The sequence below is a fragment of the Candidatus Methylomirabilota bacterium genome, assembly GCA_028870115.1.
GTDB lineage: Bacteria > Methylomirabilota > Methylomirabilia > Methylomirabilales > Methylomirabilaceae > Methylomirabilis.
In genome coordinates, this window is sequence record JAGWQH010000022.1 from 1 (window position 1) to 11023 (window position 11023).

The window sequence follows — 11023 nt, forward strand, 5'->3', positions numbered from 1 at the left end:
CAGCCTTGCGGTCGAACTGATTCAGCCGATCGCCATGGAGAAGGAGTTACGCTTCGCGATCCGCGAGGGCGGCCGCACCGTCGGGGCCGGCGTGGTGAGCGAGGTGGTGGAGTAGGAGTGGGTGTCGCTCAGAATTACGGCTTACAGGTAGCGAGTGCTTCCCTCATAGAGAGCGCAGGGAGCGTGCGGAGCAACGATGCGTGAGATAATTACATTGGCCTGTGGTGAGTGCAAAAGGCGAAATTATTCAACGACGAAGAATAAACAGAATACGCCGGATAGGGTTGAACTGAGCAAATACTGTCGTTGGTGCCGCAAGCACACCGCCCACAAGGAAGCCAAGTAAAACTGTTCCCGGTTTTAAGTTCCAGGTGTCGGCCAGGATCCGGATTTATGGCTGAGGTGATTGAGATATGGAGCCTGGAACCCATGAGAGGCCAGTAGCTCTAACGGCAGAGCATCGGACTCCAAATCCGAGGGTTGGGGGTTCAAATCCCTCCTGGCCTGCCACATGACGGCGTGAGAACCTTTCGCAGTTTTAGAAAAGGTAACGTCTCGGCAGCAGTTCGGCGGCGACACATTCGCCTTCTTGAGATCTTATGTCGGAGCTTACCATCTCAGGGTCAGAGTGAGATGATCTACCGAAGTCGGAGAGCCGGAGGAGCGGAAAGACGACGATGATGCAACGGTGGGAGCAGTTGGTTCAATTCTTAAAAGAGGTCAGGATTGAGCTGAAAAAGGTCAACTGGCCCCTAAGGAAAGAAGTCGTAGGGTCTACTATCGTTGTCATCGTATCGGTCTTTATTCTCTCGCTCTTCCTCGGGGTGATAGACGCCACGTTGCAGAGGCTGCTTACCCTGTTGGTCAGGTAGCCGGGTCAATCGATGCCAGCAGATCAGGCCATGTCGCAAAGTTGGTACGTCATCCATACGTATTCGGGTTTTGAGAACAAGGTGAAGGAGAGTATCGAGCAGCGAGCTGCGGCGTTGGGGCTGTCTGATAAGATCTCTAAGGTCATGATTCCTACCGAAGACGTGGTAGAACTCAAAAAGGGGAAACGAACGGTTTCCTCACGGAAATTCTTTCCAGGGTACGTGCTGATCAAGGCGGAGATGTCCGAGCAGCTTTGGTATCTTGTCAAGAATACCCCGAAAGTGACCGGCTTTGTTGGCCCGGCGACCCAACCGACGCCGGTTCCGGAGGAGCAGGTACAAACCATCCTGCAGCAGGTAGAGGAAGGGGCCGAGCGGCCGAAACACAGGGTAATGTTCCTTCGCGGAGAAAGTGTTCGAGTCATCGATGGTCCGTTCGCCAACTTTACCGGCCTCGTTGATGAGGTGAAACCCGAAAAGGGGCGGTTGAAGGTGATGGTCAGCATCTTCGGGCGACCGACACCGGTGGACTTGGAGTTTCTACAGGTTGAAAAGGTTTGAAAGAACAGCTAACAGCTGACAGCTTCTGCATGTGAGGTCCTTATGGCAAAAAAAGTTACAGCGATTGTGAAACTTCAGGTTCCAGCCGGCAAGGCCAACCCGGCGCCGCCGGTCGGCCCTGCGCTCGGGCAGCATGGCGTCAATATCATGGAATTCTGCAAGGCCTTCAATGCGCAGACAGCATCAGAAGAGGGTCTGGTGATTCCTGTTGTTATCACGATCTACGTGGATCGGACTTTCACGTTCGTTACCAAGACTCCCCCGGCGGCAATCTTACTGAAGCAGGCTGTTGGAATCGCCAAGGCCTCGAAAGAACCGAATCGCACAAAGGTAGGACAGGTGACCAGGAAACAGGTAGAGGAGATTGCGCGAACGAAGATGCCGGACTTGAATGCGCTGTCGCTTGAGTCGGCTGTCAGGATTATCGAGGGAACGGCGAAGACTATGGGGATCGAGGTAGTCTAAAAACAGGGTACGGGGGATAAGGTGAAGGGATAACCTAACCCCTGACCCCTAAACCCTAGACCCTGCTTGGATGGGGTGGAGAACATGTCGAAAGCTGGAAAGCGCTACGGGGCGGCTTCGGAAACGGTGACACGGGTAGGCTCGTGCGACTTGGCTAAGGCGATAGAGGTGGTAAAGTCGAATGCCGGCGCGAAGTTCGATGAGACCATGGAAATTGCTGTCCGCCTGGGGGTCGATCCGAAGCACGCTGATCAGATGGTAAGGGGTACGGTGGTCTTGCCCCATGGAACAGGGAAGAGTATTCGAGTACTGGTTTTCATAAAGGGCGAACAAGAGAAAGACGCTCGGGAGGCTGGCGCCGATTACGTGGGCTGTGAAGACTTGATAGAGAAGATCCAACAGGGTTGGTTCGAATTCGATCGGGCGATCGCAACCCCGAACGTCATGGGTTTAGTGGGACGCCTCGGAAAGGTTCTTGGTCCTCGGGGATTGATGCCTAACCCGAAGACCGGCACCGTCACCTTCGATGTTGGAAGAGCGGTCAGAGAGTTTAAGGGCGGAAAGATTGAGTATCGCACGGAGAAGGCAGGGATCGTGCATGCGCCGTTCGGCAAGGCCTCCTTTACGGCGAATCAGCTCTATGAGAATGCCGTGGCGTTGCTGGAGGCGTTGCTCCGGGCCAAGCCGGCTTCCAGTAAGGGTCGATACCTCAACGGGGTCGCTATATCGTCGACAATGGGGCCGGGTGTAAGGGTGGACCTTGATACCCTGGTGGGGTTGGCAAAGAGCTAGGGTAGTCAGCTGACCGAGCATGGAGGGGACAGTGAAGCGGGTAGAAAAAGCAGCGGTGGTTGATGAGCTCAAGACCGTGCTGGCAGGGGCGACGGTCGCTATGCTGGCAGACCCTCGGGGCCTCACAATGAGCGAGTTGACCGAACTGAGAAAACAGCTTCGGCAGCAAGGGGTGACTCTTCGGGTCGTGAAGAACACCCTCGCCAGACTGGCCACTGCAGCGACGGAGCTCCAGGATCTCAAGCCGTATCTTGTCGGCTCAACAGCGATTATTCATGGCAAAGGTGATCCTACCGCGCCGGCCAAGCTCCTCGCTGCATTCAGTAAGACGAAACCGACCTTCCAGATCAAAGCCGGTTTCGCGGAGGGAAGGGTGCTGGCCGGGTCAGAGGTGATGGCGGTGGCCGATCTTCCTCCGCGTGAGGTGCTTGCGGCTAGACTCGCCGGTATTGTGCAATCCCCCCTGCGCGGCCTCGTGGCTGTACTATATGGACCCCTTCGTTCCCTCCTGATGGTCCTGGAGGCGGTGAGGCGGCAGAAGGGGTAGGGACCAGCCTTGGCCTAAAGCGGCCCGGGCATCGTCGGCATATCTGTTACTACGCAGTCAAGGAGAGGAATGACGATGGCAAAGGTCACAGTTGATGACGTGTTGGACTCGATTGAGAATTGGACCGTGTTGGACCTCAATAAACTGGTGAAGGGGATTGAGGACAAATTTGGAGTCTCTGCAACGGCGATGATGCCGGTGGCGGCGGTTGGCCACGGAGGGGCTTCGGCCGCTGCAGCGCCGGTAGCTGAGGAGAAGACGGAGTTCTCGGTCATCCTCGCCTCGGTGGGGGAAAAGAAAATCCAGGTGATCAAGGAGGTGAGGGCCATTACCGGACTGGGTCTGAAAGAGGCCAAGGACCTGGTCGAGGGCGCTCCTAAGCCGGTGAAGGAAGGGCTGTCGAAAGCTGAGGCGGAGGAGATCAAAGCGAAGCTCGAGGCGACCGGCGCGACTGCAGAACTTAAGTAATACAAGTAATACAGAAAGAAAAGGAGTGAAGAACGTATGGCCCTCGTGAAGAAGAGTGTGGCTGCTGAGCGCTGGAATTTCAGCAAAATCAAAGAGGTGATCTCTATTCCCAATCTGATTGAAATCCAGCGACGGTCCTTCGATCAGTTTCTGCAGATGAAGGTTCCGCCGCACGCGCGCGAGGAGATCGGCCTTCAGGGGGCCTTCGCCAGTATCTTTCCGATTTTTAATTACGATAACTCGGCGTCCCTGGACTTTGTGAAGTACGAGTTCGGGGTACCCAAGTACGGTGCGGAGGAATCGCTTGAGAAGGGGATGACGTGCTCCGTTCCGCTCAAAGTGACCCTTCGCCTGATGGTCTGGGATAAGCCGGTCGGTTCCGAGCCCGGCAGTATCAGGGACATCAAAGAGCAAGAGGTCTACCTGGGAGAGATGCCCTTGATGACACCGCAAGGGACTTTTATTATCAATGGAACGGAGCGGGTGGTAGTCAGCCAACTCCACCGCTCTCCAGGCGTTTTCTTTGACCATGACAGCGGTAAAACTCACCCGAGCGGCAAGATCCTCTACTCCGCTCGCCTCATCCCGTACCGGGGCTCTTGGCTGGAATTCGAGTTCGATGCGAATGACGTACTCCATGTCCGGGTAGACCGAAGACGGAGATTTCTGGCGTCGATTCTGCTGCGGGCCATCGGCTACGGCAGCAATGAGGAGATCCTGAACCTTTTCTATGAGCGGGATGTGTTGCGTATAGAGAAGGGGAAGGAGTTCCTGCTCCATGTAGGGTCGCCTGGCGCAACTAGTTTCCGAGTGAGCAGGGATATTTCCGATCCTCACACTAGGCAACTGATTCTCGGAGCGACCAAGCGAATCACAAAGGCGGCCCAGAAGCGACTGCAGGCTCTGAAGATTACGGAGGTGTCTCTCTACAGAGAAGATCTCATCGGCAGGATTGCAGCCGCTGATATTGTGGACACAAAAAGCGGTGAGGTGATCCTTGAATGCGCGCAGGAGATCACGGAAGAAACGCTGGAACGGGTTCTCAAAAGCGGAGTGAGCAGCTTCGCCGTACTGGCCAGCGTGGATGGTCGGGATGTATTTGAGATTCGGGAGAGTATCGTTCGCGACTCGACCCGCTCCGAAAAGGACGCCCTGACCGAGATGTACCGGAGAATGCGACCGGGTGACCCGCCCAACGAGGAAGCCACCAAGGCGTTTCTTGAATCCATCTTCTTCAATCCTAAGCGCTACGATCTTTCCAAGGTTGGACGTCTGAAGATCAATCGTAAGCTCGGCCTTGAAGTACCGCTTGAGGTTCATGCCCTCATGTGCCGCCGATATCGACCGTCCGGCATGGAGGAACGGATAGGCCAGGTAGACGACATCGTAGAGACCATCCGATATCTTCTCAGGCTGAAGCACGGGGAGGCCGGGACCTCCGTGGATGATATCGACCATCTGGGCAATCGTCGGGTCCGGTCGGCCGGCGAGCTCCTGGAAGAACAGTTTCGGATCGGATTGGCTCGAATGGAGCGAGCGGTTCGTGAGCGAATGAGTACGCAGGAGTTGGAGACCCTGATGCCGCACGACCTGGTCAACGCCAAGCCGGTTACGGCGGCGTTGAAAGAGTTTTTCGGCAGTTCCCAGTTGTCTCAGTTTATGGATCAGACGAATCCGCTGGCTGAGCTGACTCATAAGCGGCGCCTGTCGGCTTTGGGCCCTGGCGGGCTGTCGCGGGAACGGGCAGGGTTTGAGGTCCGGGACGTGCACCCGACTCACTACGGACGGATGTGTCCCATTGAAACGCCGGAGGGCCCCAACGTCGGTCTCATCGCCAGCCTGTCTACCTATGCCCGCGTCAACGATTTCGGCTTTATCGAGACCCCGTATCGCAAGGTCCGGGATGAGGCTGTGACCGATGAGATCGAGTATCTGACGGCCGATGAGGAGGAGAAGTACACCATCGCACAGGCCAACGCGGAGTTGGATGGACGGGGGCGGTTCACATCAGAACGGGTTTCGGCGCGATCCGGCGGCAACTTTATCACGGTCCCCCCCGCTCAGGTCGAATACATGGATGTCGCCCCGAAGCAACTTGTCGGGGTCTCTACTTCGCTGGTCCCGTTCCTCGAACATGATGACGCCAATCGTGCCTTGATGGGCGCCAACATGCAACGCCAGGCGGTGCCCCTCCTGCGGCCGGAGGCTCCCGTGGTCGGAACCGGGATGGAACATCCCGCGGCGAGAGACTCCGGGGCTGTTGTGGTGGCCCGACGCGGAGGGATTGTCGAATCGGTGACCGCTGACCGGATCATTGTCCGCTCCTCGGACGGCAGGGGTGAAGACGGCGGGGACGATACGGGGGTGGACATCTACACCTTGGTGAAGTTTCGCCGTAGCAACCAGAATACGTGTCTTACGCAGAAGCCGATTGTGAGTAAGGGGGACCGGATTGCCAAAGGCCAGGCGATCGCCGACGGTCCGGCGACTCAGAACGGCGAACTGGCGCTGGGGCAGAACGTGCTGGTTGCGTTCATGCCATGGGGTGGGTATAACTTTGAGGATGCGATCCTGATCAGCGAGCGGCTGGTCAAGGATGATCGCTATACCTCTATCCATATCGAGGAGTTTGAGGTCGAGGCGCGTGAGACGAAACTGGGCAAGGAGGAGATTACGCGCGATACCCCGAATGTGGGCGAGGACGCGCTCAAAGATCTTGACGAGAGTGGGATCGTCCGGATCGGGGCCGAGGTGAAGCCAGGGGATATCCTGGTGGGCAAGGTGACCCCTAAGGGTGAAACCGTGCTCACCCCTGAGGAGCGGCTGTTGCGAGCCATCTTTGGCGAAAAGGCCGAAGATGTACGGGATGCCTCGCTCTATGTCCCGCCCGGGATCTGCGGCACGGTGGTTGATGTGAAGGTCTTCTCAAGAAAAGGCGTTGAGAAGGACGAGCGGGCCAAGTCGATTGAGGACGAAGAGGTCAACCGACTCCGCAGAGACTTCGAAGATGAGATCAGCATCATCGCTTCAGATCGAGACAGAAAGCTGCGTTCCCTCCTCGATGGCATACATGTCACTAAAGAGATCCGGAGCCGGCTTACGCGTAAGATCATGGTTCCCAAGGGGAAGAAGTTGACCGGCGAGATCCTGGATAAGCTGCCCCACGAGAACCTGGTGGATCTCGCAGGGCGATTAGACGAAGAGTTAGGTCGGAAGGCGAGCAGAATCAGCGATGCGGCAGACAATCAGGTCCACGTCTTGCAAACGCTCTTGGAGGAGCGAATCAGCAGAGCGACCCGAGGAGATGAACTCGCCCCCGGGGTTTTCAAGATGGTCAAGGTCTACGTGGCCATGAAGCGAAAGCTCTCTGTCGGTGATAAGATGGCCGGCCGACACGGGAACAAGGGCGTGATCGCGAAGGTCCTGCCCGAGGAGGATATGCCCTATCTGCCTGACGGGACGCCCGTCGAGGTGGTCCTGAATCCGCTGGGCGTGCCTTCCCGGATGAACGTAGGCCAGATTCTGGAGACTCACTTGGGCTGGGCGGCAGGGGTCATGGGGTTGCGGGTTGCCTCGCCGGTCTTTGATGGAGCCAAAGAGAAAGAGATCAAGGCGTGGCTCAAGCGGGCCGGTCTGCCCGATTCCGGGAAGACGAGTCTCTACGACGGACGCACCGGTAAGCCGTTCCATCAGGAGGTGACGGTCGGCTATATCTATCTTATGAAACTGGCTCATCTCGTAGATGATAAGATTCATGCTCGCTCCATTGGACCCTACTCATTGATTACTCAGCAGCCCCTGGGGGGGAAGGCCCAATTCGGCGGACAGCGATTCGGCGAGATGGAGGTGTGGGCGCTGGAAGCGTATGGGGCGGCCCATACCCTGCAAGAGATCCTGACCGTGAAGTCAGACGATGTCGTGGGACGAACCAAGATGTACGAGTCGATCGTCAGAGGCGATTGCACCCTCGATCCGGGGCTCCCGGAATCCTTTAACGTTCTAGTGAAGGAGCTGCAAAGCTTAGCCCTGGATGTCGAGTTGAAAAAGGAGTAACCCTGCTCCGATTGCGGCGTACGGTATTCCGCAATCTCCAGGGGTGTGGAGGTAGTAGTTGGATAAGTTTTTCGGGTTCTACGACGAAAAGACCATCGATCCCACCAGCTTTAAGGCCATTCGGATCGGACTCGCGTCGCCGGAGAAGATCCGGTCGTGGTCCTTCGGAGAGGTGAAGAAGCCGGAGACCATTAACTATCGGACGTTCAAGCCGGAGCGGGATGGGCTGTTCTGTTCCAAGATCTTCGGTCCGACAAAGGACTGGGAGTGCAACTGCGGCAAGTATAAGGGGATCAAGCATAAGGGGGTTGTCTGCGACAAGTGTGGTGTCGAGGTGATCAGGAGTAAAGCGCGGCGACAGCGGCTGGGCCACATCGAGTTGGTCTCCCCGGTCGTACACGTCTGGTTCTACAAAGGCGTACCCAGCCGGATCGGCTATCTCCTTGATATATCGCTCCGCGATCTGGAGAAGGTCCTCTACTTTGAAGCATATGTGGTCGTGAACCCTGGTAAGACTCCCTTCGCCTTAAAACAGCTCTTGACCGAGGAGCAGTATCGCCAGGCCTGTGAAGAGTACGGAGACGGCTTCAAGGCGGGGATTGGCGCAGGGGCTATCCGGGATCTGTTGAAGCGGCTGAACCTTCGCGAACTGGCTGATGGTCTGCACGCGCAGATGCTTCAAGAGACCTCCCAACAGAACCGTAAGAAAATCACCAAGCGATTACGAATCGTGGAGGCCTTCATCGATTCCGGCAATAAGCCGGAATGGATGATCCTGGACGCAATTCCGGTGCTGCCGCCTGAGCTTCGGCCGCTGGTCCCCCTTGACGGAGGGCGTTTTGCCACATCGGACCTGAACGATCTTTACCGACGGGTGATCAATCGCAACAACCGGCTCAGACGTCTTATTGAGCTCCGGGCACCCGACATCATTATCCGCAATGAGAAGCGGATGTTGCAGGAAGCGGTGGATGCCCTGTTCGACAATGGTCGCCGTGGCCGCGCGCTGAAAGGGCAGAACAATCGTCCCCTTAAATCTCTTTCCGAGATGTTGAAGGGGAAGCAGGGGCGCTTCCGGCAGAATCTGCTTGGGAAAAGAGTAGACTACTCCGGGCGATCGGTGATCGTGGTAGGACCCGAATTGAAGCTGCATCAGTGCGGCTTGCCGAAGAAGATGGCGCTTGAGCTGTTCAAACCCTTCATCTTCAGGAAGCTCCTCAAAGACGGCGTGGTGAGCACTATCAAGAGCGCTAAGAAATTGGTAGAAAAGAGTAAGCCTGAGGTGTGGGATGCCCTGGAAGAGGTGATCCGGGAGCATCCGGTCCTCCTGAACCGTGCTCCGACGTTACATCGGTTGGGCGTGCAGGCCTTTGAACCCGTGCTGGTGGAAGGGGAGGCGATTAAGATCCATCCCCTGGTCTGCGCGGCCTTCAATGCCGACTTCGATGGTGACCAAATGGCCGTCCATGTGCCGCTGTCGCCGGAGGCCCAGATCGAGGCCTCGGTTCTGATGCTGGCTCCCCATAATATCCTTTCTCCGGCAAACGGTTTACCTATTGCGGCTCCCAGCCAGGATATTGTGCTGGGCTGCTACTATCTGACCCGGAGCAGGGCCGGCGAGAAGGGCGAGGGGCGGGTATTCTCCGATCTGGACGAGGTCAAGGCAGCCTACGACGCCGAAGAGGTGGGTCTGATGGCTTCCGTTAAGGTCCGCATCGAAGGTGAACTGATCGAGACCACCCCAGGCCGCTGCATTTTTAATGAACACCTGCCCGCGACACTCAGATTCATCAACCAGGAGATGAACAGGCGGGAGTTGACCCGTCTCATCGCGCAGTGCTACTACCTCCTCGGGAATGCGGAAACGGTAAAGCTCCTGGATAACCTGAAGGATCTCGGGTTCAGGTACGCGACGCTTGCCGGGATCTCGATCGGTATTGATGATATGCTCATCCCATCTACGAAAAGCAAGTTGATCGACGACGCCAATAAGGAGATCGTCAAGATCGAGCGCGAGTATCAGGATGGCCTGATCACCAAGGGTGAGCGCTACAACAAGATCATCGACATCTGGACCCACGTCACCGAACGTGTGTCGGATGAGATGTTCCGAGAGATTGAAGCAGAGGAGAAGGGAGAATTTAATCCGGTCTTTATGATGGCCGACTCCGGCGCGAGAGGCAGTCGCCAGCAGATCAGGCAGTTGGCGGGTATGCGCGGCTTAATGGCCAAACCCTCCGGAGAGATCATCGAGACCCCAATCACCGCAAACTTCCGGGAAGGGCTCACCGTTCTGCAGTACTTTATCTCAACTCACGGAGCGCGAAAGGGTTTGGCGGACACGGCCTTGAAAACGGCGGATTCCGGCTATCTGACGCGCCGGCTGGTGGACGTGGCGCAAGATGTTATTGTGACCGAGGTAGATTGTGGCACACCCAATGGAATATGGGTCACGCCCCTCATCGAAGGGGGTGAGATCATTCAGCCCCTGCGTGACAGAATCCTTGGTCGGGTAGGCCTGGATGATGTCCTTGATCCCTTCACAGGAGAGGTGCTGGTGGAGGCCAATCAGGAGATCGTGGAGGTGTTGGCCAGCAAGATCGAAAATGCCGGCATCGACAGGGTCAAAATCCGCTCTGTCCTCACCTGCGAGGCGCGACGCGGCATCTGCGTCAAGTGCTACGGCCGCAACCTTGCCACCGGCAGGCTGGTGGAACTGGGAGAGGCATGCGGTGTCTTGGCGGCGCAGTCTATCGGTGAACCCGGGACCCAGTTGACCATGCGGACGTTCCACATCGGAGGTACTGCAAGTCGTGCTGTGGAGCAGAGCACGCTCGAATGCAAGGGAGCGGGGATCGTCAGGTTTGCGAACCTGCGTACGGTCAAGACCGCCAAGGGCGACCACGTGGTGATGAACCGCAATGGCATGATCAGTATGATCGACGAGAAGGGCCGCAAGAAAGAAAGTTACCCTGCCGTCTACGGCGCTCATCTGAAAGTGGAGGACGGCGCGACGGTGAAGGCGGGACAGGTGTTGATGGAGTGGGACCCATTTACGAGCGCGATCCTGGCGGAACACGGCGGAAGGGTGCACTTCCGGGATGTTGTTGAGGGGGTGACCATCCGGGAGGAGGTGGATGAGGTCACCGGCCTGTCCCAGCGCGTCGTGGTGGAGCACGGACGGGAGGACTTACAGCCTCGGATCTCGATCAAGGACGAGGCGGGCGCGACCGTCTTCCGCTGCCTGCTGCCTGTGAGCGCTCAC

The 11023-nt window shown here is 57.1% G+C and carries 10 protein-coding genes and 1 tRNA gene; all 11 read left to right on the forward strand.

What is annotated here, in order from left to right; translation table 11 throughout:
* On the forward strand, positions 1-115 hold a 115-nt coding region (locus KGL31_01620; GenBank protein MDE2320604.1), incomplete at its 5' end, for an elongation factor Tu.
* Positions 116-196: 81 nt separating this feature from the next.
* A complete protein-coding gene (rpmG, locus tag KGL31_01625) occupies positions 197-346 on the forward strand; it encodes a 50S ribosomal protein L33 (protein ID MDE2320605.1) in 150 nt (49 codons plus the stop codon).
* Between the two features lie 88 nt (positions 347-434).
* A tRNA-Trp gene (locus KGL31_01630) sits at positions 435-510 on the forward strand.
* Between the two features lie 167 nt (positions 511-677).
* Entirely contained in the window at positions 678-872 is a 195-nt protein-coding gene (gene secE, locus KGL31_01635) for a preprotein translocase subunit SecE (GenBank protein ID MDE2320606.1), read from the forward strand.
* A gap of 30 nt (positions 873-902) precedes the next feature.
* Complete coding sequence (nusG, locus tag KGL31_01640) at positions 903-1433, forward strand: transcription termination/antitermination factor NusG (GenBank protein MDE2320607.1); 531 nt, start codon at positions 903-905, stop codon at positions 1431-1433.
* Between the two features lie 42 nt (positions 1434-1475).
* The gene (gene rplK / locus KGL31_01645; protein ID MDE2320608.1) at positions 1476-1898 is read left to right on the forward strand and encodes a 50S ribosomal protein L11; all 423 of its coding nucleotides are present in this window, start codon (positions 1476-1478) and stop codon (positions 1896-1898) included.
* Positions 1899-1982: 84 nt separating this feature from the next.
* The gene (gene rplA / locus KGL31_01650) at positions 1983-2690 is read left to right on the forward strand and encodes a 50S ribosomal protein L1 (GenBank protein ID MDE2320609.1); all 708 of its coding nucleotides are present in this window, start codon (positions 1983-1985) and stop codon (positions 2688-2690) included.
* A 31-nt stretch (positions 2691-2721) separates the two neighbouring features.
* On the forward strand, positions 2722-3237 hold the full coding sequence (locus tag KGL31_01655) for a 50S ribosomal protein L10 (protein ID MDE2320610.1): 516 nt from the start codon (positions 2722-2724) through the stop codon (positions 3235-3237).
* 75 nt (positions 3238-3312) lie between these two features.
* Positions 3313-3705, forward strand: coding sequence for a 50S ribosomal protein L7/L12 (gene rplL, locus KGL31_01660; protein MDE2320611.1), 393 nt, complete (start codon positions 3313-3315; stop codon positions 3703-3705).
* A 36-nt stretch (positions 3706-3741) separates the two neighbouring features.
* A complete protein-coding gene (rpoB, locus tag KGL31_01665) occupies positions 3742-7758 on the forward strand; it encodes a DNA-directed RNA polymerase subunit beta (GenBank protein ID MDE2320612.1) in 4017 nt (1338 codons plus the stop codon).
* 58 nt (positions 7759-7816) lie between these two features.
* Positions 7817-11023, forward strand: a 3207-nt coding sequence (rpoC, locus tag KGL31_01670) for a DNA-directed RNA polymerase subunit beta' (GenBank protein ID MDE2320613.1), incomplete at its 3' end; no start/stop codon positions are given.